At 63.2% G+C, this 25,417-nt stretch carries 31 protein-coding genes and 2 pseudogenes; 20 read left to right on the forward strand and 13 right to left on the reverse strand.

Going from position 1 to position 25,417, the window contains the following annotated elements; genetic code table 11:
- Positions 1-24 precede the first annotated feature (24 nt).
- The gene (locus RCO31_RS26280; RefSeq protein WP_145640437.1) at positions 25-666 is read left to right on the forward strand and encodes a class I SAM-dependent methyltransferase; all 642 of its coding nucleotides are present in this window, start codon (positions 25-27) and stop codon (positions 664-666) included.
- Here RCO31_RS26280 and RCO31_RS26285 read toward each other — a convergent pair.
- The 3 genes and pseudogenes from RCO31_RS26285 to RCO31_RS26295 all read right to left on the reverse strand — a co-directional run bounded on the left by RCO31_RS26285 (position 611) and on the right by RCO31_RS26295 (position 2,598).
- Positions 611-1,069: a nuclear transport factor 2 family protein gene (locus RCO31_RS26285; RefSeq protein WP_145640440.1), complete on the reverse strand. Its 459-nt coding sequence runs from the start codon at positions 1,067-1,069 to the stop codon at positions 611-613. The two genes, RCO31_RS26280 and RCO31_RS26285, sit on opposite strands and share 56 nt — an antisense overlap.
- Positions 1,070-1,205: 136 nt before the next feature.
- Positions 1,206-1,679, reverse strand: coding sequence for an isoprenylcysteine carboxylmethyltransferase family protein (locus RCO31_RS26290; RefSeq protein ID WP_145640520.1), 474 nt, complete (start codon positions 1,677-1,679; stop codon positions 1,206-1,208).
- Positions 1,680-1,700: 21 nt separating this feature from the next.
- Positions 1,701-2,598: pseudogene (locus tag RCO31_RS26295) on the reverse strand (NAD(P)/FAD-dependent oxidoreductase).
- 114 nt (positions 2,599-2,712) lie between these two features.
- On the opposite strand from RCO31_RS26295, the gene RCO31_RS26300 reads away from it, so the two are divergent.
- Positions 2,713-3,396, forward strand: coding sequence for a TetR/AcrR family transcriptional regulator (locus RCO31_RS26300; RefSeq protein ID WP_145640442.1), 684 nt, complete (start codon positions 2,713-2,715; stop codon positions 3,394-3,396).
- Between the two features lie 237 nt (positions 3,397-3,633).
- On the opposite strand, the gene RCO31_RS26305 is transcribed toward RCO31_RS26300, so the two are convergent.
- Positions 3,634-4,662 (reverse strand): phosphatase PAP2 family protein, encoded by a 1,029-nt coding sequence (locus RCO31_RS26305; RefSeq protein ID WP_158644793.1) that lies wholly within the window; start codon positions 4,660-4,662, stop codon positions 3,634-3,636.
- Positions 4,663-4,970: 308 nt separating this feature from the next.
- Between RCO31_RS26305 and RCO31_RS26310 the strand changes: the two genes are divergently transcribed.
- Positions 4,971-6,932, forward strand: coding sequence for a fused MFS/spermidine synthase (locus RCO31_RS26310; RefSeq protein WP_208750622.1), 1,962 nt, complete (start codon positions 4,971-4,973; stop codon positions 6,930-6,932).
- Complete coding sequence (locus RCO31_RS26315; protein ID WP_208750623.1) at positions 6,929-7,198, forward strand: hypothetical protein; 270 nt, start codon at positions 6,929-6,931, stop codon at positions 7,196-7,198. The genes RCO31_RS26310 and RCO31_RS26315 overlap by 4 nt, the downstream gene beginning before the upstream one ends.
- 900 nt (positions 7,199-8,098) lie before the next feature.
- Here the strand turns inward: RCO31_RS26315 and RCO31_RS26320 are convergent.
- The gene (locus RCO31_RS26320; RefSeq protein ID WP_145640446.1) at positions 8,099-8,521 is read right to left on the reverse strand and encodes a hypothetical protein; all 423 of its coding nucleotides are present in this window, start codon (positions 8,519-8,521) and stop codon (positions 8,099-8,101) included.
- 228 nt (positions 8,522-8,749) lie between these two features.
- On the opposite strand from RCO31_RS26320, the gene RCO31_RS26325 reads away from it, so the two are divergent.
- The 7 genes from RCO31_RS26325 (at position 8,750) to RCO31_RS26355 (ending at position 13,180) form a co-directional block, all read left to right on the forward strand.
- Entirely contained in the window at positions 8,750-9,211 is a 462-nt protein-coding gene (locus tag RCO31_RS26325; RefSeq protein WP_231088658.1) for a hypothetical protein, read from the forward strand.
- 169 nt (positions 9,212-9,380) lie between these two features.
- Positions 9,381-10,403, forward strand: a complete 1,023-nt coding sequence (locus RCO31_RS26330) for an LLM class flavin-dependent oxidoreductase (RefSeq protein ID WP_145640450.1) — start codon at positions 9,381-9,383, stop codon at positions 10,401-10,403.
- 314 nt (positions 10,404-10,717) lie between these two features.
- Positions 10,718-11,062, forward strand: a complete 345-nt coding sequence (locus RCO31_RS26335) for a DUF1236 domain-containing protein (RefSeq protein ID WP_145640452.1) — start codon at positions 10,718-10,720, stop codon at positions 11,060-11,062.
- Between the two features lie 71 nt (positions 11,063-11,133).
- A complete protein-coding gene (locus RCO31_RS26340; RefSeq protein ID WP_308971445.1) occupies positions 11,134-11,550 on the forward strand; it encodes a hypothetical protein in 417 nt (138 codons plus the stop codon).
- A gap of 235 nt (positions 11,551-11,785) precedes the next feature.
- A complete protein-coding gene (locus tag RCO31_RS26345) occupies positions 11,786-12,319 on the forward strand; it encodes a hypothetical protein (protein ID WP_060734670.1) in 534 nt (177 codons plus the stop codon).
- A 58-nt stretch (positions 12,320-12,377) separates the two neighbouring features.
- Positions 12,378-12,731: a hypothetical protein gene (locus tag RCO31_RS26350; RefSeq protein ID WP_145640456.1), complete on the forward strand. Its 354-nt coding sequence runs from the start codon at positions 12,378-12,380 to the stop codon at positions 12,729-12,731.
- A gap of 20 nt (positions 12,732-12,751) precedes the next feature.
- A complete protein-coding gene (locus RCO31_RS26355) occupies positions 12,752-13,180 on the forward strand; it encodes a hypothetical protein (protein ID WP_145640458.1) in 429 nt (142 codons plus the stop codon).
- A gap of 68 nt (positions 13,181-13,248) precedes the next feature.
- Here the strand turns inward: RCO31_RS26355 and RCO31_RS26360 are convergent, their stop codons facing one another.
- The 3 genes from RCO31_RS26360 to RCO31_RS26370 form a co-directional block, all read right to left on the reverse strand.
- The gene (locus RCO31_RS26360; RefSeq protein WP_145640460.1) at positions 13,249-13,707 is read right to left on the reverse strand and encodes a hypothetical protein; all 459 of its coding nucleotides are present in this window, start codon (positions 13,705-13,707) and stop codon (positions 13,249-13,251) included.
- 10 nt (positions 13,708-13,717) lie between these two features.
- A complete protein-coding gene (locus RCO31_RS26365; protein ID WP_145640462.1) occupies positions 13,718-13,936 on the reverse strand; it encodes a hypothetical protein in 219 nt (72 codons plus the stop codon).
- 104 nt (positions 13,937-14,040) lie between these two features.
- A complete protein-coding gene (locus RCO31_RS26370) occupies positions 14,041-14,199 on the reverse strand; it encodes a hypothetical protein (protein ID WP_167520699.1) in 159 nt (52 codons plus the stop codon).
- A gap of 211 nt (positions 14,200-14,410) precedes the next feature.
- On the opposite strand from RCO31_RS26370, the gene RCO31_RS26375 reads away from it, so the two are divergent.
- From RCO31_RS26375 to RCO31_RS26400, 6 genes are all read left to right on the forward strand, one after another.
- Complete coding sequence (locus tag RCO31_RS26375; RefSeq protein ID WP_145640464.1) at positions 14,411-14,737, forward strand: hypothetical protein; 327 nt, start codon at positions 14,411-14,413, stop codon at positions 14,735-14,737.
- A 253-nt stretch (positions 14,738-14,990) separates the two neighbouring features.
- Positions 14,991-15,452: a GreA/GreB family elongation factor gene (locus RCO31_RS26380; RefSeq protein ID WP_308971446.1), complete on the forward strand. Its 462-nt coding sequence runs from the start codon at positions 14,991-14,993 to the stop codon at positions 15,450-15,452.
- 10 nt (positions 15,453-15,462) lie between these two features.
- Positions 15,463-15,876, forward strand: a complete 414-nt coding sequence (rnk, locus tag RCO31_RS26385) for a nucleoside diphosphate kinase regulator (protein ID WP_167520700.1) — start codon at positions 15,463-15,465, stop codon at positions 15,874-15,876.
- 150 nt (positions 15,877-16,026) lie between these two features.
- Positions 16,027-16,290: a hypothetical protein gene (locus RCO31_RS26390; RefSeq protein WP_145640469.1), complete on the forward strand. Its 264-nt coding sequence runs from the start codon at positions 16,027-16,029 to the stop codon at positions 16,288-16,290.
- Positions 16,291-16,463: 173 nt separating this feature from the next.
- Positions 16,464-16,841, forward strand: a complete 378-nt coding sequence (locus tag RCO31_RS26395) for a BA14K family protein (protein ID WP_374991535.1) — start codon at positions 16,464-16,466, stop codon at positions 16,839-16,841.
- Between the two features lie 239 nt (positions 16,842-17,080).
- Positions 17,081-17,872: a phytanoyl-CoA dioxygenase family protein gene (locus tag RCO31_RS26400; protein ID WP_145640471.1), complete on the forward strand. Its 792-nt coding sequence runs from the start codon at positions 17,081-17,083 to the stop codon at positions 17,870-17,872.
- A gap of 48 nt (positions 17,873-17,920) precedes the next feature.
- On the opposite strand, the gene RCO31_RS26405 is transcribed toward RCO31_RS26400, so the two are convergent.
- From RCO31_RS26405 to RCO31_RS26415, 3 genes are all read right to left on the reverse strand, one after another.
- A complete protein-coding gene (locus RCO31_RS26405) occupies positions 17,921-18,955 on the reverse strand; it encodes a tripartite tricarboxylate transporter substrate binding protein (RefSeq protein WP_145640473.1) in 1,035 nt (344 codons plus the stop codon).
- An 89-nt stretch (positions 18,956-19,044) separates the two neighbouring features.
- The gene (locus RCO31_RS26410; RefSeq protein WP_145640475.1) at positions 19,045-21,138 is read right to left on the reverse strand and encodes an acetate--CoA ligase family protein; all 2,094 of its coding nucleotides are present in this window, start codon (positions 21,136-21,138) and stop codon (positions 19,045-19,047) included.
- 3 nt (positions 21,139-21,141) lie between these two features.
- On the reverse strand, positions 21,142-21,933 hold the full coding sequence (locus RCO31_RS26415) for an enoyl-CoA hydratase/isomerase family protein (RefSeq protein WP_145640477.1): 792 nt from the start codon (positions 21,931-21,933) through the stop codon (positions 21,142-21,144).
- A 198-nt stretch (positions 21,934-22,131) separates the two neighbouring features.
- Between RCO31_RS26415 and RCO31_RS26420 the strand changes: the two genes are divergently transcribed.
- On the forward strand, positions 22,132-22,908 hold the full coding sequence (locus RCO31_RS26420) for an IclR family transcriptional regulator (protein ID WP_145640479.1): 777 nt from the start codon (positions 22,132-22,134) through the stop codon (positions 22,906-22,908).
- A gap of 52 nt (positions 22,909-22,960) precedes the next feature.
- Here RCO31_RS26420 and RCO31_RS26425 read toward each other — a convergent pair whose 3' ends face one another.
- Positions 22,961-23,863 (reverse strand): hypothetical protein, encoded by a 903-nt coding sequence (locus tag RCO31_RS26425; protein WP_145640483.1) that lies wholly within the window; start codon positions 23,861-23,863, stop codon positions 22,961-22,963.
- A 255-nt stretch (positions 23,864-24,118) separates the two neighbouring features.
- Here RCO31_RS26425 and RCO31_RS26430 point away from each other — a divergent pair, with 255 nt between their 5' ends.
- The gene (locus RCO31_RS26430) at positions 24,119-24,325 is read left to right on the forward strand and encodes a DUF2892 domain-containing protein (protein WP_145640486.1); all 207 of its coding nucleotides are present in this window, start codon (positions 24,119-24,121) and stop codon (positions 24,323-24,325) included.
- A complete protein-coding gene (locus RCO31_RS26435; protein WP_308971447.1) occupies positions 24,322-24,876 on the forward strand; it encodes an RNA polymerase sigma factor in 555 nt (184 codons plus the stop codon). The genes RCO31_RS26430 and RCO31_RS26435 overlap by 4 nt, the downstream gene beginning before the upstream one ends.
- A gap of 201 nt (positions 24,877-25,077) precedes the next feature.
- Here the strand turns inward: RCO31_RS26435 and RCO31_RS26440 are convergent.
- Positions 25,078-25,417, reverse strand: a pseudogene (locus RCO31_RS26440) (IS5-like element ISBj2 family transposase); the annotation flags it as partial.

Raw genomic sequence — 25,417 nt, forward strand, 5'->3', positions numbered from 1 at the left:
CGCCGCATCAGCAAGGACGACGCCATGACCAACATTCAAGACATGTTCTCCGATCCGCAGGCCGTGGCGCGCTACACGGAAGGCCCGCCGCGCTTCGTGCCCGGCTACAATGCGATGCTGTCGATGGCGGCGATCCTGCTGGCCGAGCGCGCGCGTAACGATGCGCGGATTCTCGTCCTCGGTGCCGGCGGCGGCCTGGAGCTGAGGACGTTTGCGCAGGCGCAGCCGCGCTGGCGCTTCGACGGCGTGGACCCGTCCGCGGCGATGCTGGGGCTCGCGAAACAGACCCTGGGCCCGCTGGCGCCGCGCGCGCATCTTCACCAGGGCTATATCGACGATGCGCCGGCGGGACCGTTCGACGGTGCCAGCTGCCTTTTGACGCTGCACTTCGTCGACGTCGCAGAGCGCCGCCGCATCGCCTCCGAGATCCGCCGCCGGCTGAAGCCGGGCGCGGCTTTCGTGGTAGCTCATTTGAGCGCGCCCAGTGGCGAGGAGGAGCGCCCGCTATGGCTGTCGCGGTATTCCGCGTTCCTGGCTGCGACCCGATCGGCATTGTGCTGCGCCATGACATATCCTTGTTCTGATGGCGGCATCACACGAATGATCCGCGTTAGCTCACGATTGGTCCAGCCGCAGCTTCTTCCAAACCGGCACGAGCCTGGATAGCGAGGCTTCGTTCTGCAGCCTGCGAGTCGAAGTATTCCTCGATCGAATAAACCTTGCCCCATCGCAGCTTGAAGACGTGGACACCCCTGTTCACATACGAGCTTTGGCCGTCGAGTAGCCTCGCATTGGCCCGCCACTTGACGAACACTGTGGTGTTCCATGGCCAACCCGTCACTTCGACCTGCTCAATATCTATGTGAAGCTTCGGGAAAACACGGCCCATGCGCTCGAACCATTGCTTTACCGATTGCTTTCCATGTCGCTCACCCCCCAACGCATGATCTCCGGCAACCCAGTGATACGCGTTTGGTGTTAGGTCCTTTGCAGCATCATCCCAACGCTGGTTGTTGACATGATCGAAGCTCCTGCGGATCTCTTTTTTGACAATGAGACTGTAGACCATTGATGCCACCTGTTAGCCGACGGCTCTGCAAGACGGATGGATACTTCCAGATACTGACAGCTGCTCCGGGTCACGACGGCGATCTGTTCGGACAGCTGGCTGACGGGCGGCCCCGCAGGCGGCGGCGGCGCAATAGTCAGAGCCAGCGGCGAACCTCGGCCTTGTAGCGGCGGTAGTCGTCGCCGAACTTCGCTTCGAGATAGCGCTCCTCGCGGGCGATCACCTGCGTCTGGATCGCGATCAGCACCAACGGGAGCAAGGCCAAGGCGATCGGCCCGTCGAAGCCGATCGCAAGGCCGGCATAGACAAGCGTCATGCCGAGATACATGGGATTGCGGGTCCACCGATAAGGACCGGTCGTTGCGATGAGGGTCGTTGGCTGCGACGGCGGAACGTTGGTGCCCAGCCGCCGGAACAGCCCCGCCGCCGCAAGCATCATCGCCGCGCCGGCAACGAACAGCAGCGCGCCCGCCGCGAGCAGCAACCGCCAGTCGATGCCGAAAGAGCGCAGGGTGACGAACCGCTCCGCCGCCAGCCCCAACAGCAGCGCGCCCAGATAGACGAGGGGCGGAGGGAAGCGCACACCCGCGCTGTCTCGTTCGACGGCCATGCTCATCCTGCATCTGAGCTGTCAAACCACCATCGACTGCTGGGCGAAGATACCCGCCATCGCGCCGTGCGACGATGCCAGGGTGACCGATGGCGGCGTGATGGGGTTGGCGAGGTCGCCGGCGGCGTAGATGCCGGGCATGCTGGTTTCGCGGCGCTCGTCGACCTTGAGAATGATGCCGAGGGGTGTCTTCACCGTGGCGAGGCCCAGTGATTCATGCAGGCTTGCGGACGGCTTGTTGCGCGGATGCGCGAACAGGATGTCGACCGCGACATCGGGGCCGGTATCGAGCTTGACGGTGGCGTTACGGGCCCCGCGTTGGGCGATCCCGGTGATCCGGCCATCGACGACAGGGACGTTGCGGCGAGCCAGATCGGCCCGGATATCGGGCGGAATGTCGTGACCATCGGCGAAGAGCGTCAGCTTGTCGGTCCAATCGCGGAACAGCCTGACCTGATTGTGCGACTGCGGGCCGGACCAGACGAGGCCCCAATGCTGGCCGGCGACTTCAAAGCCGTCGCAATAGGGGCGAGGCACGATAGACCCGCCCCAGCCTTCGGCAAAACCCGGAACGTCAGGCATCTGGTCAACGATGCCATAGCTCAGGATGAGGCGGCGCGCCCCAAGGCTTTCGCCATCGCCAGTGAGGACGGAGAATTTGTCGATGGTGCCAGAGATGCTGTCAGCCCGGGCGTTGACCAGCCTGACCGTGGGATAACGCGCCAGCTGCTGCCGCGCCTCGGCCAGGATGTCCAACGGTGGCTTGTGGATCGTGGCCGAGCAGACCATGCGAGTGCTCAGCGAAGCGGTTGCGCGGCAGGCCGGTATCGAGAACGGTCACCTTGCGGCGGGCACGGCCGAGCTGCAGGGCGCCGGCGAGACCGGCAAAGCTGCCGCCGATGATGATGACGTCATCCATGGTCGAGACTCCGTTTGGAGGACTGGTTGAAACCTGCCGATTGGCTTGCACATTTCAGATACTACGTGGTATCTTAATGTCGGGATTAGAACACTGTCAAGTACTGGAATTGTCGTGACCGAAAACAGCCAGGGCCGGCGCGGCCGGCCCGCCAACGAGGCGCTTGGCCAAACGATCGTCGACGCTGCGCGCGAACTCTTTGTGGAATTGGGTTTTCAAGCGACGACATTGGACAAGGTCGCGCAGCGGGCGAAAATATCCAAGCTCAGCATCTACAGGCACTACGAGAACAAGGAGGCGCTGTTCGGTGCGGCCATGGCGGCCGGCTGCCGTCAGTTGTTCGCACCACAGGCTCTTCCTGAAGGAGGCGACGGTTCGGTCGAAGATCAGCTCATGGCGATTGGATCATTACTGCTTCGCACGCTGTTGAGACCGGACGTGCGCAGTGTCGAAGCCATGGTCATGGCCGACAAGACCAGTCAAAACGCGTTGAGCAAGCTCCATTTCGAAGCCGGCCCCGCCCATGTCATCGCCCAGATCGAAGCCGTGCTGCGTCAGTTGCACGCGAAGGCGCTTCTGAATGTGCCCGATCCTCTCCGGTCCGCCCGCTTGTTTGCCGCGCTTTTCAAAGGATCCGATCTCCTGATGATCGCACGTTTCGATCAGGCGAGAGCAGAGGACGACAACGAGATCGAATCCTATTGCCGGTCGGCCGTCGCCATGTTCATCGCCGCGCACGGTGGCAGCGGCCGCGCGGGCGGATATTTGCCTGCCCCAAGATCAAAAAACAAAACTTGAATCGCGCGTGACCGCGTCGGCCAGCAGGTCAAGGCAGGCCGGCCGATCATGGAAATTGACGAGTCGGCCGTACGGTCCGACTAACGTCCCCCCGGGGGCTTTCTTCCCGACCGAGAGGTTGATGACGCTGAAATACGCCCGGCCCTCACTTTGCCTGAGAAGACAAGCAGAGCCCAGGTTGGTTTCGCGAGCGCAGCCGCCAGATGTGCAACGCGGGTGTCTGCGCTGATGATCAAATCAAATCCGGTTTGCTGATGCATGCGAGGGGACCAATACCGGCTGCTGCTTCTGCGATTGGCCCCGTGCGAAATAATTCCCAAGCCGATGCGTCGCATAGATCGTCGCAAACGCGATGCCCACGCCGGCAATGACGTCGACGAAGAAGTGTCCACCACCAATCGGGGTCGCCGCCAACACGACGGCATTCCACAAGGTCCCTGCGACTCTCAGCCAACCGATCGGCCATAGCGCCCATGCGTAAAGGACGGCCGTGATGGCGTGGAAGCTCGGAAATGTCAGAAGGGGACCCAGGCTGAACGCGTCCAGCACCCTGGTGGTACCATCACGCACAAGGGGAAGCTCGCGCAGGGTGTCATAGTAAACGGAAGGCTCGATGTTCGGATGATCCGCCGGCAGCAGGCCCAACGCATGATAAACGCCTGTGGCAGGAACCAGTGTTGAAATGACCGTGGTGACGATCAGCGTCAGTGCGAAGCAGAGAACGAATTCTGCAGCCCGTCGATAGAAACCGCACAAGGGCAGAAGAACGACCAGCACGGCAAGCTGCACGAATATGGAATTGTAGGTCGGGGCAAGCGCGCGGATCAATCCCGGCCGGTCGTTCACAAACGACAGATATGCTCGAAAATCCAACCCCAGCGCTCGATCGAATGCAAGCAGTCTGGCTTCCTGCATTGGGAGAGCCGCCGACGCCGCGATATAGCCCAGCGATGTGACGAGTATGAGGATCAGGATGATCTGCGCTAAGGTGAACAGCGTCGCATAGACTCGCGGATTGCCGCGCCCGGATCTCGCGTTGCGATGTCCGATGTATCCGTAAAGCCCGGTCATTCCCAGGATAACGATGTAGCCCTTGGGTTCCATCCGGAAGCTGGTCAGCAGAACGCCGAGTGCGAGCAAGACCAAGACCACGCCGATGATGATCCAGTTCAGCTGGAACAGCCTCAGGGAAAGCTCCACGTCTCCCTTTACGTTTGAGAGCATCCTGGCTGATCCGAAACGTCGTCCACCCTTTGTGGTTGTCATCTGACATTCCTGCATTCCAGGGGAATGTTTCTGCCAATACAACCATTAATAAACGTACAACACAGGCGTGCATCACAGATCGGGAACAACTTGCAACAATGGATGCCAATTTTTCCCGAGCTTGGTCCGGAAAGGCGCCGGTGCCACGTGGCGAAGCGGTCATTTCTTGCCCGCGGTTCGCAATGGGTTAACCTTGCGCATCGCGTTGCCGGATTGAGCCGTCAATCCCAGCGCGGTTCAGCAACCAACCGCAACATTTGATTACCTTTCTCCTCTAGGTTGCAATGGTCTGGGAGAAGGGTTCCGTCATGACCACCGTCGAATTGCCCGCGGATACGCCGGCGCAGACATCCGCTGCGCCCCATGTCCGCATTCTTTGCATCCTCTTCTTCTTCTCCGGCTTTCCGGCGCTGATCTATCAATTGACCTGGCAACGGAGCCTGTTCCGGATCTTCGGCGTCAATTCGGAATCGGTGACGATTATCGTGACCGCGTTCATGCTCGGACTCGGACTCGGCAGCTTGTGTGGCGGCTGGATATCCCGGCGCACCAACGTCAGGCCATTGTTGCTTCTAGGAGTAATCGAGCTTGCGACTGCTGCATTCGGATTGGCCTCCCTCCAGATCTTCGAAAAGGTGGGCGCTCAGGTGGCTGACCTGCCGTTGCCCGCCCTTGCCGCCATCAACCTTGTCCTGGTGCTGGTGCCAACCCTTCTGATGGGCGCAACGCTGCCGATCCTGGTCGCCTATCTGGCACGACTTTCCGGACAGATCGGCGACGCCGTCGGCACTCTCTATTTCGTCAACACGCTCGGTGCCGGTGCCGCGTGTCTCGTATGCGCCATCCTGATTTTCCCCTTTCTCGGCATGCATGCGGCGATCACGATCGCGGCTGGAATCAATATTGCGGTCGGCGCCGGGGCAATCGCGGCGCACGTCCTGCCTGGCCGCAGCACGACGAACGGTTCGCCAAAGTCGGGCAACGCATCAGGAACACCGCCAATTCTCGGCACGGGCTTGGTCGTGCTGCTCGCAATGGCGGGGGGATTCATCTCGCTGTCCTACGAGATCTACCTGTTCCGCGTGATGTCGTTCGCCTCGGGATCGAGTTCGCTGGCTTTTGCGATCACGCTATATGCTTTTCTGACCGGGATCGCGGTCGGCGCCCGACAGGCCGGACAGTCCTGCAGGACACTCGCGCCGCAGGCTGCGCTCCGCAAAGCCGCGAGCGATCTCATCTGGGCCAACTTGTTCGGTGCGCTGTTTCTTCCTTTGATGACGCAATTGGCATGGACCGGCGCCGGCGCAATCAGCGTTGCAGTCGTCATTACCTACCTGATAGCGCGGCAATGGGGCGCACTGCTCCCCTATCTCTCGCAATTTGGCATCGCTGCGGACGAACAGGTTGGTCAGCGGACGGCGCTCCTGTATTTCGCCAACATCGTAGGCTGCGCCAGCGGGGCTATCCTCACCGGCTTCGTGCTGACGGACTACTTCGGAATCCGGCAAATCTCGGCAATATTGCTCGTTGGCGGCACGATGTCCGCATTTGCATTGATTGCGGTCAGCGAAACAACCCGGCAGGAGCGGTATCTTCTTGGCCGACTTGCCATTGCGGTTCTCGTGCTCGGCCTCGGCGCAAACTCCTTGTTGAGCCAGCGGCTATTGGAGAATTTGCAGGCGAAGGCGGTCAGCGACCGCGACTTCCTCCATGTTGTCGAGAATCATAGCGGCATCATCACCGTCGACAACGAGGGCACCGTCTTCGGCAACGGCATGTATGACGGCCGCTTCAACACAGACCTGAAGTCCGATCGCAACGGCATCGTCCGCCCCTACGCGCTGAGCCTCTTCCACCCTGCGCCACGACAGGTGCTGATGATCGGTCTCTCCTCCGGTTCGTGGGCCCAAGTCATCGCCAACAATCCGGATGTGGAATCGCTCACGATCGTCGAGATCAATCGCGGATATGTCGAGTTGATCGCCAAACACGACAATGTCAAATCGATCCTGAACAATCCCAAGATCAGGATTATCGAGGATGACGGACGCCGTTGGCTGCGCCATCATCCCGACGCTCAGTTCGATGCGGTCGTCTCCAACACGACGTGGCACTTTCGGGCCAACGCCGCCAATTTGCTCTCGTCGGAATTCCTGGGCCTCGTGCAGCAACACCTGAAGCCCGGTGGAGTCTACTTCTACAACACCACCAATTCGCGGCGGGCGCAGCGCACGGGCTGCACTGCATTTCCCATGGCGCCCGGTTCTTGAATCATATGGTGCTGTCGCAGACGCCGATCGCTTGGGATCATGCTCGCTGGCGACGAACGCTGGAAACCTACAGCATTGACGGAAAACCCGAGTTTGCTTCCGATGAGGCTGACCGCGCTCGGCTGGATGCGCTGATGGCCGACTTCCGTCAGGATGGTCCTACGATCGAACCATGTCCGCAGCTGCTGGAGGCTACTGCCGGCCAAAAGCTCATTACGGACGACAATATGGGTACGGAGTGGCGCTACTTTCTCGGCTTGGAGTGACTTAGCGTTCCGATACGAGTATCCGGCAACGCGAGCCGCAAGATCGCGTGCCTCTGTGCCTCAGCACAGGGGCAAAATCTGCGACAGCTTCCGCAAACCAGCTCCGACAAGCCTTTGGCTCTGGATTCGTCATTTGAGCCGCCGAGTTTGGTGCCCGTTTGCATGCCGACAAACCTGGCTGACCGATATCGACTTTGCAGTGCGACGGCGGGCCGCGCGCCGCACGTTCACGGGGCTGGCACCCCTGAGAGGGTTCTCTGCTCTAACATTACAAATTTATGACCGCGACACTGAGGCGACCCTATTTCGGGCCTTCTTCCTGCACCAACTCGGTCGCTAGTGCCCAAAGCACGTTTTCAGAAACGCGGCAGGTGAAATATCTTTCCTGCCGCATGTGTGCCGTTTCACATCTTTTACGTGAAACAACGCTACGATCCAATCGAACGCCCTTTTACCAATGTCAGTGTTTTTCAGCAGTTGCAGCTATTGGGGCTCCTAATGAGTAGTGGTCGGATTTGCGACCGTATGGTCATTTTGAACCAACGGGTCTGTTTTCTCAACTCTCAACTTGCAGAACTCCGAAACCTCCGCGTTCGTATATCGAAGACCGTCGAGAGAAGCAGCGGCAAACGATCGGAAGTCCGAGGTATTTGGGCCAAGCGGCGCAGGCGACCGCTCTAATAAAGTTCTTGTGGTGTAGTGTCCGGTTAGGGCCAATGACGACCCGCCGCCCCGTCACGGCTGCTTCAGCAAGCGCCGATGGAGGGTTGCGGCTTTGGGCTGCCTGGCAGCCCACTCCAGGTTACGTTCGCCATCGATCTTCACCCAGGACCTACGGGTCGGCGCATCGCGCGCGCCGACGACCGCTATGGGCTATGACCGGGCATTCGCCGCGACTGGTCAGGAACGAGTGCCTCCGTCCCTGCCCCGAAAGAAGTAAAGCTTGGCCAAAAAGCAGAGCGCGGCAATAAGGAGGCTCTCGGTAAACAACAGCGTGGCCGTGAACAGGACCGGCTCTCGGGACGGAACAATCGTTCTGACGAGGCCCAGATTTTCCCAGCCGATCGTCAGGCGTCCGAATAGATAGGGATACAGGGCAACCGAAATTGCGGCTGTTACAAGCCCTGCTATCGCCATGCACTTCTCCCAAAGCGGGCGAGCAGCCAAGCGGTCGAGAACCTCTGATCTCATCTTCCGGCGCTCGGCGTCGCTCATGAGCAAGACGCGGCGATCGAGAACACCGACCTTGGCAAACCACCGTTTCCATCGCGGCCAATTTGCGAACCGTTGAGCCTGGCTCTCTTCGTATCGTGCTTCGTTCATGGCGGGCTTGCGAATATGCGCGTCGGTCCCTGGCACTGACGACGGGGAGAGCACGACGTTATCTGTACAGGCTTAAGAGATGTTTTTCGAAACGCTAACGCCACGCGCGGGAGCAGCACCGACGTTAACCCTATCGGCAAATGATTCCGCAGCCGCCGACAGATTGCCTCATTGGCGCGGAGAATTTTCAGCGGCACGAACCTCTGTCAGAGGCGCATTATGCTGAGAATGGCGTTGTTGGGCCTCCTCATCCTGTTGAGTGCAGGCGTGCTGTCGGCGATGGAGCTGAGCGCACCGCCGCGTCGCGCGGCTGCGATCGTGCAACCGCTTGCCGAGCAAGACGCAGGCATGTCCGCTTCACACGACGCCTTGGCGAAGGCCGATCGCCTCGACCTTACCCCTGCGATCAGCGCGATGCCGGCACAGGCTCCGGTCGAAAGCAGCATGGCTCCGGCGGAAGAGACCCATGCCGGCTCTCCCGGACCGGAGCCGGCCGTTCGTCCTCGGCATACTCCGAAAAAGATCGCGGCCGCAGAACGTCCCAAGCCGAAGCCGAAGCCGAAGGCGACCGTCGTCAAGCGAACCGCCGACGTCCCGCGCTCGAAGACCGCAGGAAATGCCGAGCCCTGCCGGCTGAAGGCGTTTGGCGGCTTGCTCAAGGCATTGAATTTCAACGGCTGCGAAATCTGAGCGCGCGTCCCGGCGCGGCAGATCGAAGCCGAGCGCTCTGAGTTCGGAAGCATCAGCTGGCCAGGGGCTGGTTCATCCCCAAGGGGCGCTTACGGTTGCACACCCGTGTCGCCATCTTTCCTCCGATCGACGCCTCGCAAATGCTTCCGATCATCCATATGTTGCCCTCATGAAAAAGATCGGATTTCTTTCCTTCGGGCACTGGACCCCCTCGCCGCAATCGCAGACCCGCTCTGCCAGCGACACGCTGCTGCAATCGATCGAGCTTGCGGTTGCCGCAGAACAGTTGGGGGCCGACGGCGCCTATTTCCGCGTGCATCATTTCGCGCGCCAGCTCGCCTCGCCGTTTCCGCTGCTCGCGGCCGTCGGCGCGAAGACTCATAGGATCGAGATCGGCACGGCCGTGATCGACATGCGCTACGAGAACCCGCTCTACATGGTGGAGGACGCGGGGAGCGCCGACCTCATCGCCGGCGGCCGGCTGCAGCTCGGCATCAGTCGCGGCTCGCCCGAGCAGGTGATCGACGGCTGGCGCTATTTCGGCTATCGGCCGGCCGAGGGCCAGAGCGATGCCGATTTGGGGCGGCGCCACGCCGAAGTCTTCCTCGACCTGCTCCGCGGCGAAGGCTTTGCCGAGCCCAATCCGCAGCCGATGTTTCCCAATCCGCCCGGGCTGTTGCGCATCGAGCCGCATTCGCAGGGCTTGCGCGAGCGGATCTGGTGGGGCGCCGGCTCGAACGCGACCGCGGTGTGGGCCGCCAAGCTCGGCATGAATCTGCAGAGCTCGACGTTGAAGAACGACGAGACCGGCGAAGCCTTTCACGTGCAGCAGGCGGCGCAAATCCGTAGCTTTCGCGCGGCATGGAAAGAGGCGGGGCACAGCCACGAGCCGCGCGTCTCCGTCAGCCGCAGCATTTTCGCGTTGCTGGACGATCGTGACCGCGCCTATTTCGGCAGAAGTGGCGAAGGCGAAGACCAGATCGGCTTCATCGACCCGCGCACGCGGGCGATCTTCGGACGCTCTTATGCGGCGGAGCCGGAGGTGCTGATCGAGCAGTTGCGGCAGGACGAGGCGATCGCGGAAGCCGATACGCTGCTGCTGACGATCCCCAACCAGCTCGGCGTCGATTACTGCGCGCATGCGATCGAGGCGATCCTGACGCATGTGGCGCCGGCGTTGGGGTGGCGGTGAATTGCGTGGGCGATCGTCGATTTATCCGCATTCGTAGCGATGATCGAACAGAAAGAAAGTAAGGGCCCGATTTTCTCTATTGTCGAAAACGGGCCCCTTCACATCAATGCATGTGGCTAATGAGATAGATGCCACCGCCGACGACCAGGATCGCCGGCACGGCCCAAAGAATCAATACGGGCATTGTCCTCTCCTCCAATGACTGCTCCCGGCAAGGTAACGGGAAAAAGTAGCAAATGTTCCGCGCTGCTCGGAACGGTCATGCTGGTAGCGAGTTCATCGCTGCGCCGCATGAAGCGGCGAGGGAGAATGCGATGAAGAAGTTCATGCTGATATCAGCCGCCGCCCTGCTCGTGTCGACGAGCGCGATGGCACAGTCCACCGTCGTCACCACCACGGGCGCGGCTCCCGGCGCGACCGTGCAGATCGAGCCGGAGTATCGCACCAGGATCCGCTCCTACGTCACCGAGCAAAAGATCCGTCCGGTCGAGACGCGCGAGAAGATCGTCGTCGGCTCGCCGGTGCCGCGCGACGTCGAGCTCGTGGCCGTTCCGAGCGACTGGGGCCCTTCGCTCACCAAGTATCGCTACGTCTATTCGGGCAGCCGCGTGATGCTGGTCGATCCCGAGACCCGCATGGTCGTCCAAGCGGTGGACTAGCTGCGTCGCCTGGCGGGCCGTCACACGGCGGCCCGCCCACCCGCCCTTGGTTCGTTTCGCGGTAGCGCCTGATGCCCATCATTCGATATTTCATCTTTGCAGGCGCATTCGTCGTGGCGCTGCTGTTCCTGCTCGAGCGCAATCTGGCGCCGACGGCGAAAGCATCCGCGGTGCCTGATGTCGACCGGACGACCATTCGCATCCACTCCGCCCGCGCTTGGCCAGAGAAGATCATCCTGGACACGTCCACCGGGATTGTTGCCGCGGCTTCCTCACCTCTGATCGCCGAGGCCCCAAGCCACACTGCGGGCGATGCATTGGCGTTGGCCGACTCGCCGAAGCCGGAGACGAAAATCATACCCGCACCTCGACGCAACGCGACGCGGGCAGCCGACCTCCGCCCAAATCGCACGGCCCGCTCGGCGGCCTCGCGTCGGCTCTACGATCGCCAAGTGATGGATCGCCATGTGATGGTCGGCGCATTCTGAACGGCGCTGGCGTCGCGTGATTGCGCGGCAACAGACGCACGGCCCGAACACCCGACCTGGATGAACAGTGGATGAATGAACGGGCATCGCGCCAACGTTATGCGTCCCGGAACGGCATGATGCAGCGATCATTGGCGTCAAAGTTCTCGACATGAGGAACGTTTGCGCAATTGCCAGTTTATCCCGAGCCTGATCTGGCGCTTTTGTTTTGGAAACCCACTGGAGGAAAACGGACATGAGGATCCTGAAGCTTTCTGCGGCTGCGGCCGCGCTGTTGGCGGGCACGGCGCTCGCCGTTGCGCAATCGAGCTCGACGGTCGGTACCGGCGGTTCGTCGGCCGGCGGCGGCACCAGCAACTCGACCGTCGGCACCGGCGGCTCTTCGGCTGGCGGCAGCGGCTCCGGCTCGGCCTCGACACTCGGCACCGGCGGCTCCTCGGCGGGCGGCGGCACCAGCAGCTCGACCGTCGGCACCGGCGGCTCCGCGGCGGGTAGCGGCTCCGGCAGCGGCTCGGCTTCGACGCTCGGTACCGGTGGCTCATCGGCCGGCGGCGGCAAGAGCTCGTCCAGCGTCGGCACCGGCGGATCCGCAGCGGGCTCGGGCTCGAACTCCGCATCGACGGTCGGCACCGGTGGCTCGTCAGCCGGTGACGGCAAGAGCGGCTCGACTGTCGGCGCCGCCGGCTCGTCTGCCGGTCATGCCAGCGACAAGGGCATGGAGAAGGGCAAGGGCCACAACAAGGACGAGTGGAAGAAGGACAAGAACTAGTCCGATCCCGGGAGCGGCCACGTGCCGCTCCCTTCGTCCATGTTGAGGAGGACACGCAATGAACAGATCAATCGTTGCGATTACGGCACTGGCTCTGATGAGCAGCGCTGCATCGGCAGAAACCATGGAAAAAACCGGCAAGACGGCATCCGGCCAGAACTGCAAGGTCACGGTCGAGAAACATGCGGACGGCAGCATCACTGCAGCCGGCTCGTCGCGTTCGGGCACGACCGGATCGACCTCGTCGAGCGGCTCGCTGTCGAGCTCGAGCTCGGCAGGCGGATCATCGGTGAACGTGCAGGCCGGCGGCGGCAGCGTTTCGAGCTCATCGTCGACGGCGGGCGGGCCTGGCTCCACCAGCGCCAGCACCATCACCGTCAACGGCTGCACGATCTCGACCTCGTCACCCTGACATTCATGAAGGATGGAAACATGAGAACGCTCCTGACGACTTCGGCAGTGGCAATTCTGCTCGCTGCCGCGACACCAGCTCTTGCACAGACCAGCATGACGGGCGGAACGGGCGGCTCGGCCGCAGCGGGCGGCACATCCGCCTCCACCGTCGGCACCGGTGGTACCTCAACCTCTGCGACCGGCCGCACCGGCTCGTCGATTGCGGCCGGCGGAAGCGCCGCCGCCGTGGACGGCAAAGCCAAGACCGGCGTCAGCATGAACAAGGGCAACGGTCCGGTGATGAACTCCAACGCGCGGGCGCAGGCCCATGAGGGTGGCACGTTCAGCCGCTCGCATACGCGCACCAAGGTCAAGGCCGGCGAAGAGGTCGGCTCCACCACCAAGACCATGTCGCATGTGCCGGGCTCGAAGCCGACCATGTCGAGGACGACAACGACTGCGCGCTAGACGCAATTCGTGCATTCATTCCGCAGCTGCTGCCCGACTTGTTCGGGCAGCTTTTGTGTTGTGACCTGTCAGCCGCCGTGCAGGCTGTGGCTGATCCGGGTCACCACGGCGTCCCAGCGACGCTTCTCGGCGGCGGGATAATTGATCAGGACGCAGTGGACATAGCCGCGAGTGAAGTTACAGCGGTTGTACCAGACCTTGTCGCGCTTGATGCTGGACACCACGAAGAAGTTCGACGTGATCCGCTTGTAGATGATTCCCGACGGAGGGTTCTTCCGGGCCAGGAATTCAGCCGGCGAAACGCCTTGCTGGTTCACGACGGCCTGAACGGTGAGGTCTGCGCTGCCGTCGGAGCTGCGAAAATGCTGGCCGTATCCGTCGGGCCGGCCGGCCGGCTCCGTGAAGATCGAGGCGGGGATGTCGACCGAAGTTCCGGATTCCGGGATGCGGTAGGTGGTCCAGCCGTTGGCGCTGGCGACAGATGATGTCGCACAGAGCGCGACGATCGCAGCAGCAAGTCGCTTCATGTCGGCCTCATCAATTGCGGGGCGCCAGTTGCAGCTCCATCAGGGCGATGCGCTGGAGCGCAGCGGGATTGCGTTCACCGGCGCCGGCGGTGCGCAGGATGGATTCGGCGAGCGCATTGACATGCGAGGAATGCACCGGCTCCGGCAGCGTGGCGACCGCAGATTCCAGCGCGGCGGTCATCAGCTCGATCACCTCGGGGGAAAACTCGGCGTTGGAAAAGTTCTTCATCGTGCGGACCGGCCGCTTGTGGGGGCCGATGTTCAACGCCGGGAAAAAATGGAAGTTCCTTTGACGCGGCGACGCTTCATGCGGGGCCCGACGCACCCATCCTGTCACAGCAAAGCGGCTTTCAGGGCCTGTCGGTAGATCATCGCGGCCGCGAAGGAGAGCAGCGCGGCCGCTCCCGCGAAGACCATGAGAATCTTCAGGGTTTCGGCGTCGATGTCGGTTCTCGTCGCGCGGGATATTGCCCTTGCCAATGCGGCCATCATCGCCAGCTCCGAACCACCCGCGCGGAGCGCGCGGTCTGATTCGTGTAGCGTCGTTGAGCGCGTTTGCGTGTGAAGCAGATTACAGGTGATCTTGCGTGCTGCGCCTGGAATGGGCGAACCATATCCTGGCGCCTGAAACGGCAAAGCGAAGCACCGCGTTATTGAGGCAGGCGAGTCTGGCCGTGTTCCAGACGCCGCAAGGGAGCTCATCATGCCGACCAAACCGACCATCGCCCGCATCTGGCGCGGCTGCACCCGCCGCGATCTCGCCGACGCCTACCAGGCCTATCTGCAGGCCGAGGGCATTCCACCGCTGCGAAAGACCGCGCTTGGCGTGCAGCAATTGCGCGAGGACCGAGACGATGAGACGTGGTTCACCACCATCTCCTATTGGGCGGACATCGCGGCCATGACGGCCTTCACCAAGGGCGAGCCGACCAAGGTCCATCATCTCGCGCGCGATGCGGAGTTCCTGATCGAGCTGCCCGAGCGCATCGAGATCCACCGCATCCTGATCGACGAGCAGGGCCTGCGGTGACCAGGAAGCGCACTTGCATGACACTCTGCGCGTGGCTGTGCGGTTTCGCCGCAATGTTTCCAGCGGGCTAAATCACTATAGTCAGTGCGTCATGGCATATGTCGTCGACATAGACGCGCGCACCGCGCGTTTTGCTCTTCACGCCGGCCGCCTCCAAGCAGGCGGTTAGCCGGACGGCTGCGCGCCGTCCGGGCTCTTTTCCAGCTTTCGTTACCTCCACCGAGAGGTCGAATTGAAGCAGAAGGAGTGCGCCGTGCTGCCTCTTCCAAAAATCATGCTCACCGCAGCGGATTATCCGCGGCTCGAACAGCTTGCCCGTCTTGCCGCACAAAAAGGCGATCTGGACGGGATCTTCCTTACAGGTGAAATCAACCGCGCCGAGATCGTGCCGGATGCGTCCGACGATCTAAGCTCAGTCGTCACCATGGGATCATGGGTCACGTATTGCACGAATTGGGGCGTTCCGCGTCGCACCGTGCAATTGGTCTGGCCCGAGGCGTGCTGGAATCCGGAAAGCATTTCGGTCCTGACACCTTTGGGGGCGGCATTGATCGGACTGCGGGTCGGCGATCAGATGCCATATTTCGTGGCGGGCTGTCTGAACGTCGTCAGGGTTCAAAGCATCACCCAATCTCGCTCGAACGTCGTGCCGTTCTTCCGGCGGCCGCATCAAAGCAAGCCGTTCGATGACGATCCCGGACCAACTGCCGCGTAGGAGACATCACATGCGCAAGCTCGAAGCAGAGAGTCAGCAAGGGCAGACGATCTTGCCTCCGATCAAAATCACAGAGGATGAATCGCGGCGTCTCAGCTCGCTGGCGAATTCGACCATGGACCTGTTTCCTCGCGTCGCCCAGTTTCTGGCTCGGGAAGTGGAACGCGCAACCATCGCGCAAGCGGACGATTTGCGCGGCGTGGTCAGGATGGGTTCCAAAGTGAGCTACCGCGATGACGGGTCCGGCGCGAGCCGGGAGATCGTGCTCGTCTATCCGCACGAAGCAAACATCGAGCTCAACCGGATCTCGATCCTGACGCCCGTCGGAGCGGCCCTGATCGGCCTTTCGGAGGGACAGCGCATCGAATTCGAGACGCCCGACAAGCGAACAAGAGGGCTGACCGTTCTCGCCGTCTCCGAGTGAGGCTGTACGCCAATCAACTGAGGACAGGAGCGCGCCGGTCAGGCGCGTTCCGCCTGCCGCTCAAACGAGCCACGAAGCTCAGCCTCGTAACAGGAACGCCTCCGCGCTCTCCACGATTGAGTCTCGTCAGGCACAACAACGGGAACCGCCATGAAGAACATCGGTGCCGGTCAGATTGCCCTGTTGGTCGCTCTCGGAGCCATGTTGATCCTCACGGGCGTTTGGGGATTCTCGGTCTGGGGAGCCAGCAGCGGGGTTGAGATGGGCAAGCATGGCTGGATCGCGCTTGGCCTCGGAGCCTTCTTCTCCCTGCTCATCGGCTGCGGGCTGATGGCCCTGATGTTCTTCAGCAGCCGCAGCGGTCACGATGATGTCGCCGATCCCTTCCGCCAGCGGGACGGCGAAGACACATAGCCGCGAGGCGTGCTTGCGTGCTGCATCTCTCCGGCCGCGCACGCCCGTCCTCCTCGGGCCGCATCCTTACGAACAATTCATTTTCTGCGACCCTCTGACGCTCGCCTCGTCATGGAGGAACGGAGCGGGCTACCTGCCGTTGCTCCGGCATCCTCACCAACATGGAGCCCGACATGATAATGCATAGAACTTTCGTCGTCCTCGCGGCCGCCGGAGCAATGCTCTCGACGGCTGCCTCGCCGGTGCTCGCGGCACCGCTGCCGATCGGCAATCCCGGGCCGGACTCAGGCGTGCAGCAGGTGCAGTACCGGCATTGGCACGGACACGGACATCGGCATGGCTATTACGGTCACAGGCATCACCACGGCCATTACGGCACCGGCGCAGCCGTCCTCGGCGGCCTCGCGGCGGGCGCGATCATCGGCGGCGCCATCGCCAACAGCCAGGCTCAAAGCAACGCCGCCTCCTACTGCGCGCAGCGCTTCCGCTCCTACGATCCCGGCTCGGGCACCTATCTCGGCCGCGACGGTCTCCGTCACCCTTGCCCGTGAGGCACGTGTAAAGCTGCGGCAGCCTTCTCGTTCCGCTAGAGGCTGCCGCCACGGGCCTGCGCTCGCGAAGCGGTGAGCGTGTCTTGATTCCGCGCTCCGCCGCGCTATACGTTCCCGCCATGATGTTCACCTCCACATTTTTTCCGCTGATCTGAACGGCAGAACGTCGTTCCGGCGCTCCGGCGCCAACCAGATCAAACGGCTGCGCGCGATGCGCTAGCCGAACGGAGAGATGTGAAATGCCCAAGACCGAACAAACCGGCCTGACGCCTTGTCAGGTTCAGAGCTTCATCGACGACGGCTTCGTCAAACTCGGGAATGCCTTCAGCGCCGACCTTGCAAGGCGATGCAGGGACGAGCTGTGGGCGGATATCGGCCTGTCGCCGGACCAGCCCGAAGATTGGACCCAGCCCGTGATCCGCGTTGGCGCCAAAGCTTCGCCTCCATTCGTTGAAGCGGCGAATACCCGGCTTTTGCACAAGGCGTACGATCAGCTCGTCGGCGAAGGGCGCTGGCTTGCGCCGGCGGGCCTCGGAACCTTTCCGATCCGCTTCCCGTCATCGCAATCGCCAGGCGACGATGGCTGGCATGTCGACATGAGCTTTGGCACGTCCAATGCCGATTTCATGGAGTGGCGCGCCAATGTGACGAGCAGCGGACGTGCGCTGCTGATGCTGTTCCTGCTCTCGGATGTCTGCGACGACGATGCGCCCACGCGGATCCGCAAAGGCTCGCATGCGACCATCGCGCGCGAGCTGCTGCCCTATGGCGAGGCAGGCGCGACGCTGCGGCAACTCGCGGCCGGAGACTGGGCGTCGACGCAGGATTGCGACGTCGAACTTGCAACCGGCGCGGCGGGCAGCGTCTATCTGTGTCACCCGTTCCTGGTTCACGCCGCGCAACCGCATCGGGGAAAGCGGCCCCGCTTCATGGCACAGCCTCCGCTGCTGCCCAAGGGCGAGTTCGATCGGGCGCTGCCGCCCTCGCCGGTCCAGATCGCGATCCGGCGGGCTTGCGGGCTGACGGTGTAGTCGGACGACATCCGGGGACCGCCAAGCGGCCCCGGATGTCAAGCCGGACTATTGCACCTCGATGTTCGCGTCCTTGACCAGCTTGCGCCAGCGTTCCTCTTCCTGGGCGACATAGCGATCGAGCTCCTGGGGAGCGCTACCCACCATGATCAGGCCTTCGTTGGTCGCCAGTTGCTTGAAACCACCGGACTGCACGGCCTTCGCGACCGCCTGATTGAGACGCGCAATCACGGCAGCAGGCGTCTTGGCTGGAGCGTACAATCCGTACCAGGACTCGGCGGCGTAGCCGGGCACTCCAGCCTCGGCGACCGTCGGCAATTGCGGGAACGCGGCCGAACGCTCGGCGGATGTGACAGCCAGCGCACGGAGCTGACCCGCCGCCACCAGCGACGCCGCGCTGGCCACGGTGGTGAACATCACGTCGATCTGCCCGCCCAGGAGATCGCTGATTGCAGGCGCCGCGCCCTTGTAGGGGATCGCCGTCATCTTGACGTTCGCCATGGCGTTGAACAGCTCGCCGGCGAGATGGGCCGAGGTGCCGATGCCGAACGTGCCGAAATTGAGCTTGCCCGGCTTGGCCTTTGCTTCAGCGATCAGATCGGGAATCGAGTTGATCTTGGATGCGGGGTTGACGACGACGACATTGAAGGATCGTGCAATCAGCGAGACCGCCGCGAAATCCTTGTGCGGATCGAACGGCAGCTTGTTGTACAGGCTGGGATTGACCGCGTGCGCGAAGGTCGCCATCAGCAGCGAATAGCCGTCAGGCTCGCTCGTCGCCACCGTCTGGGTTCCGATGATGGTGCCTGCGCCCGGCTTGTTCTCGATGATCACGGGCTTGCCGAGGTCGGTCTGGATTTCCTGGGCGGTCGTTCGCGCGACGATGTCGGTACCGCCACCAGCCGCGAACGGCACCACGATCTTGATGATCTTCTCTGGGTATTCGGCCCGCGCCGGCGCGACGCCCGATCCGACCGCGACCAGCAAAGCTGTCGAGGCGAGGACGGCCCGGCGCGACCAGCGCCACACAGCGACTGCCTTGCCGGGACCGCCGTCTCGCCTGATGATGTTACCGATTGCCATGTGGACCTCCCATTCGGTCTTGGTTCAGATTTTTCAAACAAGGCTCGTCATGTCACGAACGCAGCTTGGCGCGCGTCCGCGATGGGGCGTCATGTGCTGGCGTCGAGAACGACCAACCCGTCGGCCGCCTTCACGCCTTGGCCTGCCGGGAGCACGAAGACCGGATTGATCTCAGCTTCACTGAGGCGCTCGCCCAGCTGCGCAACCATGCGCGAGAAAGCGACGATCGCTGCGGCGAGCGCTTCGACATCGCACCTCGGCCGGCCGCGAAAGCCATCCAGCAACGGCCATGTGACGAGCTCCCGCGCCATCGCGCCAGCTTCGGTCAGCGTCAGGCCGCCTTCCGGCGGAAGCAGACGCAGCGTGGTGTCCTGGAACAGCTCGGCGGCGATGCCGCCCATTCCGAGAAGGATGGCTGTCCCCAGCGAATCGCGATGCATCCCGAGAATGATCTCGACGCCACCTGAAATCATCTCCTGCACCAGAAATCGTTCCGGCCGCTTCCCGGCCTTGGGCGCGACTTCTTCTGCCATCACCGCCAGGCGCTCGCCGATCGTCTCTGCGGTCAGATTGACCGCGACGCCCCCGACGTCGCTCTTGTGCGCAATCTCGCGCGAGAGAATTTTGAGCACGACCTTGCTGCCCAAGTCTCGCGCCGCCTGCTCCGCCTCGCCTGCCGTAGCGACGATCTTCTCCGTCACAACCGGAACGCCAAAGCGAGCGAACAAGGCCTTGGCCTGCGCCTCGTCCAGCGTTCCCACCGGAAAATCGCTGATATCGACCAGTGTCTCCATCGATCCGGATATCTCGACCTGTCCCGGCATTCCCGCCTTGAGAAGTCCATCGAGCGCACGGGCGCAGCTCTCGGCGGAGGTGTAGGCCGGGACGCCGCGCTGCGTGAGAACGGAGACCACGTCGGGCGCGTAGGGGCTCACATAGGCGATCACGGGCTTGTCGCTCAGCGGCAGACAGTCGTGGATGGCGTCCGCCAGCAGCGCCGGCGATCCCACGGCTGAGGAGCCTGCAATGACGGCCAGCGCATCGTAGGAAGGGCTAGCAAGCAGGATATGAATGGCGGCGCGAAGCAGATCCGGCTGCAGGCCGGCCAGGGTCACGTCGATCGGATTGCGATCGAGCATGGCGTGCGATCCCGATTGCAAGGCGCGCAATTGCGCAGCCGAGTCCGCGTCGGGCGCGGGCGTCGCGAAGCCGGCGATCCCCAAACTGTCGGACAGGATCGTGCCGGCGCCGCCGGTCGAGGTGAGGATCGCCACGCGCCTGCCGGACAGCTTCCGTCCCGCGGAAAGAGCTGCGGGAATGTCGAGCAGGTCTTCGAATGTCCGCGCGCGGATCACGCCGAGCTGTCTGAAGAAGGCGTCGTACATGCGATCGGAGCCGGCAAGCGCTCCCGTGTGCGAGACGGCCGCCTTTGCGCCCGCCTCCGACCTCCCGATCTTGAAGGCGACGATGGGTTTGCCGGCGCGCCGCGCCTTGAGCACCGCCGCGCGGAAGCGGGCCGGATTGCGGATCGCCTCGATATAGAGCGCGATGACCCTGGTGGCGCTGTCGTCGGCAAGAAAGTCGATGATATCTGCGAGTTCGAGATCGGCTTCGTTGCTGGTCGACACCAGCTTGGACAGTCCGACCCCGCGCGCCGCAGCGCGCGACAGGACGGCGCCGAGAATGCCCCCGCTTTGCGAGACCAGGCCGATCGAGCCGGCCGGAAAATGGTCCATCGCCAGCGCGCCGGATGCCGACAGCACGATGTTGTCCGTGAGATTGACGAGCCCGATCGTGTTCGGCCCGAGAAGGCGCATGGATCCGGCGGCCTGCATGAGCTGCGTCTGACGTGCGGCGCCTTCCGCCCCCGTCTCGGTGTAGCCGCTGGCGAGAACGATCGCCGCCGCAGTGCCGCGCTCGGACAACTCGCGCACGGCGACATGGGCGCGTTCCGCGCCGAGCAGGACTAGGCCGACGTCCGGCACATCCGGCAGCGAAGCGACGTCGGCATAGCAGCGCAGGCCGCCGATCTCTCCGACCTTGGGATTGACGGGATAGATCGCACCCCCAAAGCCATGCTTCTTGAGATACGCAACAGGCCGCCCCGAGGTCTTGCCCGGGTCGGCGGAGGCGCCGATGACGGCGATGCTGCGCGGGCGGATCAGGCGCTCGATCGCGTTCATCGCTCAACCCTTCGACGAGGATTGCGCGAGGAAAGCCGTCACGGCCTCGCGATGCTCCGCGCTGGTGTAGCAGATGGCCTGCGCCTGGCTGCCGAGATTGAAGATGTCGTGCGCGGAATGCTCGAACGTCTCGTTCAGGATCGTCTTGCTCAGAGCGAGCGCGGTCGGAGAGCCCTGCGCCAGTTCGGCCGCCCAGGCCTGCGCGGCCGACATCAGCTCGGCCGCCGCCACCTTGCGATCCACGATCCCGAGCGCGAGCGCTTCGTCGGCTTCGACGACGCGTCCGGTGAAGATCAGCTCCTTCGCTCTCGCAAGGCCCACTCGGCGCGGCAGGAAATACAGGCCGCCGCCGTCGGGTATCAAGCCGCGCTTGATGTAGGACCAGGTGAATTTCGATCGCTCCGTCGCCATGACGAAGTCGCAGGCCAGCGCGGTGTCGGCACCGAGGCCCGCCGCGGCGCCGTTGACTGCGGCAACGGTCGGCTTCGGCAAGCCCAGCAGCAGCGTCTGCACGTGATGGACGCCCTGCTGACGGCTCCATCCGTTGAATGCGACGTCCCCCTGCGGCGCCTCGAGCCGGCGCCTCATGCCGCTGATGTCGCCGCCGGCGCAGAAGGCATTGCCTCGTCCCGTCAGTACCAGGGCCTTGATCGCCTTGTCGCGGGACACGGTTTCGAGAGCGCCGGTGAACTCGGAACGCATCTCGTCGCTCATGGCGTTGCGCCGATCCGGCCGGTTGAACGCGATGGTCGCAACACCGGCTTCGACGGAAAATTCGATGAGCTGATAGGACATGGCAGACTTTCCGGGTTTGAGTCGGATCGATCAGCGCGGCGCAGATGATGCGCGGGCATCCGAATGCCGTTCAGGCGGAGCCGTTTCCTCGTCGAGCCCTGCACAGCCCAGGCATTCTTCTTGCCTTCGCCTATAGCGGCTTGCACCTTTGCAAACATCCCCTTAATTCCACTAAGTGGAAATGCCGGGAGGCTGGATATGGCGCAGATGCGCAGATATGCGGGCGGCGTCGATGGCAACCGCTCGCTCGAACGGGGTATCGAAATCCTCCGGGCTTTCCGACCCGGCATCGACACGCTCGGCAATGGCGAGATCGCCGAGCGGACCGGCTTGCCGCGCTCGACGGTCAGCCGGCTGACGCGAACGCTGGTCAATTCCGGGATGCTCGATGAGGTCCGCGCCGAGCGGGCCTACCGTCTTGCCGCGTCCGTCATCAGCGTCGGCCACGCGATGCGGACGGGATCACCCGTGCTCAACGCGATCGGCCCGATGATGCGGGCGGAATCGGCCAAGCGCCGGCTGAACGTCGGGCTCGCGACGGCAGATCGCACCATGATGGTCTATCTCGAATCGATCCGCTACAGTCCGCGCGCGGCGCTGCGCAACGTGGTCGCAGGCCAGCAGGTGCCGATGGAGTTGACGTCGCTGGGTCGCGCCTACCTGGCCGGCGTCGCAGAGACCGAGCGCGAGCGATTGCTGAAACTGTTCAAGCGGCGCAGCACTGCGGCCACCAAGGCGCTGCTCGCAGACGTCAGGAGATCGATCAGCGCCGTCGGACGCGAAGGCTATTGTGCGGTGTCGTGGCAGCCCGCCGTTCTCGCCGTCGCAACGCCCATCGTGCTGGCGGGACTTCCCGTCTACGCCCTCAACATGAGCTTGCAGAATGTCGATCGGTCCGACGCGCTGGCGCACCAGATCGGCGCGCACCTCAACGCCTTCGCGGCCAAGTGCAAGGAGGTGCTGGCGGGCGGATGACGGGGGTGGCTCGCGCTGAGCCAATCGGAGCGGAGGCGGTCACACCCCGCCGTTACAATTTCCCATAGACCCGCCCTGCGACCGCCTTCAGGCGCTCGACGGAGCCGGACTGCGGATGCGGTTTGACCGGAGCGAACACGATCGAGGCCTGCTTGCCATTCTTCCAGACATAGATGGTGACGGCGTTGCCGTTACCCTTTGTGCAGGAATGCTCGCCGAAGGCTTCGCTGCCGAGCTCAGGGATCGTCACATGCTTGCACGGGCCTGCGCGCTTCATCATCTGGACGGCGGTGTCGCGCGAGGTCGTGATCACCGCGGTGATCATCGTGTTGGCCTCGCGATCGAACATCATGCAGCTGCCCGCGCCGGTGCGTTGGACCGTCAGCGTTTTCGTGTCGAGAAAACCGTCGGCATCCGCGGCCGTGAGCCACTCGCAATTGCCGAACCGCTCGCTGCTCTTGTCCACATTGCCAACGGCAATGCGCGCAGCCTCGGTGAGCGGTCCGAGCAGCGCATCGTCGGCACGCCGGCCGGTCGGATGGACGGTGATCTGCAGAATGTAGTCGCCGGACAGCGCGACGACCGAGGCCTCCTGGCGCTCGGCGCCGGCCGCGGTCGCTCCGCCCTGGCCTTCCTCGCCGATCCCCGCCACTGCGCTCAGCTTCATGCGTTCACCGAGCGTCTTGACGAAGGTCGCGTACAATTCCCTGGCGCGGTCCTTGTCGGGATTGCGGAACACGGTCAGCATCATCGTGCCGCCGCGCCCGGCCTGGTAGATGCAGCCGCGGCCATCCTGATTGGAAATCAGTGACCATTTGAGCGCCGGCATCGCGCGGGCGAGCTCCTGGGCGCTGATGAATGGGCAGGTTTCGGCCGCGCGCGCGGGAAGCGCAGTGACGGCGGCCATTGCAAGGAACAGGGCGAGACAGGAGAGCAGGCGATCGAGGGTACGCATGGGACGTACTTACTACGCAATGGCGCTCCGCGGCCGATGAAGATGGGCAACTATCGTTTCGCCGTGACGCTATGGTTGATGACCCGTTTCGACAGGCCAGTTTGCGATGGCGGCGCGCCCCGCCGCCCACGCCAGCCTGCGGAAGCTGCGACCCCCGCAAATTTTTTTTCGTGCCGCGACCCCGGCGCCGGGTTTGCGCCCTCCTGTCCAGATGAATGCGCCATACCGGCGTGTCACGAACCGGAGCACAGAACCATGTGGTACAGGAAGAACGTTGGCGGGTGGGAGCGCGCGGCCAGACTGATCGGCGGGGGCTTGATGGTCATCTGCGGCGTGGTTGCGCTGCACGCTTCGCCGCTCGGGCTTTTGCTCAGCGGTGCGGGTGTGGTGACGCTGGCCACTGGCGTGTTCGGCTATTGTCCTGCTTGCGCCGTCGCCGGGCGCGAGCCACTGAAGGGGTGACCGCCTTGGCGCGCGTATCAGACGATCTCGTGCTCGCGGCACAGTCGGGCGACCGGCACGCGCTCACACAGCTCTTGGTGGCGCTGCAGCCGGACATTCGGCGCTACGCTCGGCGCCTTTGCTACCGTGCCTCGGTCATCGAAGATGTGGTGCAAGAAGCGCTCATCGTCGTGTACCGGCGCGTGGGCACGATCCGCAGTCCAGCCGCACTCGCTGGCTGGCTGCTAACGGTCATCGCGCGCCTTTGCATGCTGCCGGCGCTGATGCTGATGCGGGGAGTCGAGGAACTCGCCACCCTGGAAGAGTCACGCGAGCTCGCGAAGGTCCCGCCGGACGAGTTACGCATGGACCTGGTCAATGCGATCGAGTCGCTTTCGCCGTCGCATCGCGAAGTGCTGCTCCTGCGAGATCTCGAAGATCTGACGATTGGGGAAATTGCCGGGCGGCTCGGCGTGACGCGCGAAGCGGTCAAAAGCCGCCTGCGCCGCGCCCGCGCATTGGTGCGCGAATACCTGCTCGGCACAAAGGACAGCGGACGAGAAAGCACATGAGTTACTTTCGTGGAGTCGGCATGTTCGGAAGCGCCTTCCTGGGCGCACACCTGATGCGCGGCGCGGCTGCGGCGGCGCTACTCACTTGGGCCATCGTCCACCAGGCCGCGCACCCCTGGCCATCCCTAGGCGCGGGAATTGCCGCCCTCGTCGCGCTACGCGGATGCCCGATGTGCTGGACTGTGGGCTTAGGGTCCAGACTCAATTGAGCCAATATGCGACGAGAGCGGCGAGATGAACAGCGGCCAAAAAATTACGGGCGAGCTTGTCATATCGCGTGGCGATGCGCCGGAAGTCCTTGAGCCTGCAAAAGCAGCGTTCGATGACATTTCGTCCTTTGTAGGCGCGTTTGTTGAAGCGATGGATGACGACACGGTTAGATTTATTGGGGATTACGGGCTTGGCGCCACGACGAATGATTTCGCCGCGAAGCTTGTCGCCATCATACCCTTTGTCGGCGAGGAGCACGCTCATGGGTGGCGCGAGCGCCAGGACATCGGGAGCCGCAGCGATATCGGCATCCTGGCCTGGAGTCAGATGC

Origin of the sequence: Bradyrhizobium sp. LHD-71 (genome assembly GCF_031157255.1) — a bacterium.
Classification (GTDB): Bacteria; Pseudomonadota; Alphaproteobacteria; order Rhizobiales; family Xanthobacteraceae; genus P52-10.

Bases quoted from the DNA above. Each gene is read 5' to 3' on its own strand.
- RCO31_RS26425 (WP_145640483.1), bottom strand. From the start codon at position 23,863: ATGCGTACCCTCGATCGCCTGCTCTCCTGTCTCGCCCTGTTCCTTGCA.
- rnk (WP_167520700.1), top strand. From the start codon at position 15,463: ATGCGCAAGCTCGAAGCAGAGAGTCAGCAAGGGCAGACGATCTTGCCT.
- RCO31_RS26320 (WP_145640446.1), bottom strand. From the start codon at position 8,521: ATGAACGAAGCACGATACGAAGAGAGCCAGGCTCAACGGTTCGCAAAT.
- RCO31_RS26325 (WP_231088658.1), top strand. From the start codon at position 8,750: ATGGCGTTGTTGGGCCTCCTCATCCTGTTGAGTGCAGGCGTGCTGTCG.
- RCO31_RS26350 (WP_145640456.1), top strand. From the start codon at position 12,378: ATGAACAGATCAATCGTTGCGATTACGGCACTGGCTCTGATGAGCAGC.
- RCO31_RS26370 (WP_167520699.1), bottom strand. From the start codon at position 14,199: ATGATGGCCGCATTGGCAAGGGCAATATCCCGCGCGACGAGAACCGAC.
- RCO31_RS26310 (WP_208750622.1), top strand. From the start codon at position 4,971: ATGACCACCGTCGAATTGCCCGCGGATACGCCGGCGCAGACATCCGCT.
- RCO31_RS26355 (WP_145640458.1), top strand. From the start codon at position 12,752: ATGAGAACGCTCCTGACGACTTCGGCAGTGGCAATTCTGCTCGCTGCC.
- RCO31_RS26345 (WP_060734670.1), top strand. From the start codon at position 11,786: ATGAGGATCCTGAAGCTTTCTGCGGCTGCGGCCGCGCTGTTGGCGGGC.
- RCO31_RS26420 (WP_145640479.1), top strand. From the start codon at position 22,132: ATGGCGCAGATGCGCAGATATGCGGGCGGCGTCGATGGCAACCGCTCG.
- RCO31_RS26335 (WP_145640452.1), top strand. From the start codon at position 10,718: ATGAAGAAGTTCATGCTGATATCAGCCGCCGCCCTGCTCGTGTCGACG.
- RCO31_RS26290 (WP_145640520.1), bottom strand. From the start codon at position 1,679: ATGGCCGTCGAACGAGACAGCGCGGGTGTGCGCTTCCCTCCGCCCCTC.
- RCO31_RS26305 (WP_158644793.1), bottom strand. From the start codon at position 4,662: ATGACAACCACAAAGGGTGGACGACGTTTCGGATCAGCCAGGATGCTC.
- RCO31_RS26375 (WP_145640464.1), top strand. From the start codon at position 14,411: ATGCCGACCAAACCGACCATCGCCCGCATCTGGCGCGGCTGCACCCGC.
- RCO31_RS26395 (WP_374991535.1), top strand. From the start codon at position 16,464: ATGATAATGCATAGAACTTTCGTCGTCCTCGCGGCCGCCGGAGCAATG.
- RCO31_RS26360 (WP_145640460.1), bottom strand. From the start codon at position 13,707: ATGAAGCGACTTGCTGCTGCGATCGTCGCGCTCTGTGCGACATCATCT.
- RCO31_RS26405 (WP_145640473.1), bottom strand. From the start codon at position 18,955: ATGGCAATCGGTAACATCATCAGGCGAGACGGCGGTCCCGGCAAGGCA.
- RCO31_RS26340 (WP_308971445.1), top strand. From the start codon at position 11,134: ATGCCCATCATTCGATATTTCATCTTTGCAGGCGCATTCGTCGTGGCG.
- RCO31_RS26390 (WP_145640469.1), top strand. From the start codon at position 16,027: ATGAAGAACATCGGTGCCGGTCAGATTGCCCTGTTGGTCGCTCTCGGA.
- RCO31_RS26415 (WP_145640477.1), bottom strand. From the start codon at position 21,933: ATGTCCTATCAGCTCATCGAATTTTCCGTCGAAGCCGGTGTTGCGACC.
- RCO31_RS26430 (WP_145640486.1), top strand. From the start codon at position 24,119: ATGTGGTACAGGAAGAACGTTGGCGGGTGGGAGCGCGCGGCCAGACTG.
- RCO31_RS26280 (WP_145640437.1), top strand. From the start codon at position 25: ATGACCAACATTCAAGACATGTTCTCCGATCCGCAGGCCGTGGCGCGC.
- RCO31_RS26285 (WP_145640440.1), bottom strand. From the start codon at position 1,069: ATGGTCTACAGTCTCATTGTCAAAAAAGAGATCCGCAGGAGCTTCGAT.
- RCO31_RS26330 (WP_145640450.1), top strand. From the start codon at position 9,381: ATGAAAAAGATCGGATTTCTTTCCTTCGGGCACTGGACCCCCTCGCCG.
- RCO31_RS26400 (WP_145640471.1), top strand. From the start codon at position 17,081: ATGCCCAAGACCGAACAAACCGGCCTGACGCCTTGTCAGGTTCAGAGC.
- RCO31_RS26410 (WP_145640475.1), bottom strand. From the start codon at position 21,138: ATGAACGCGATCGAGCGCCTGATCCGCCCGCGCAGCATCGCCGTCATC.
- RCO31_RS26365 (WP_145640462.1), bottom strand. From the start codon at position 13,936: ATGAAGAACTTTTCCAACGCCGAGTTTTCCCCCGAGGTGATCGAGCTG.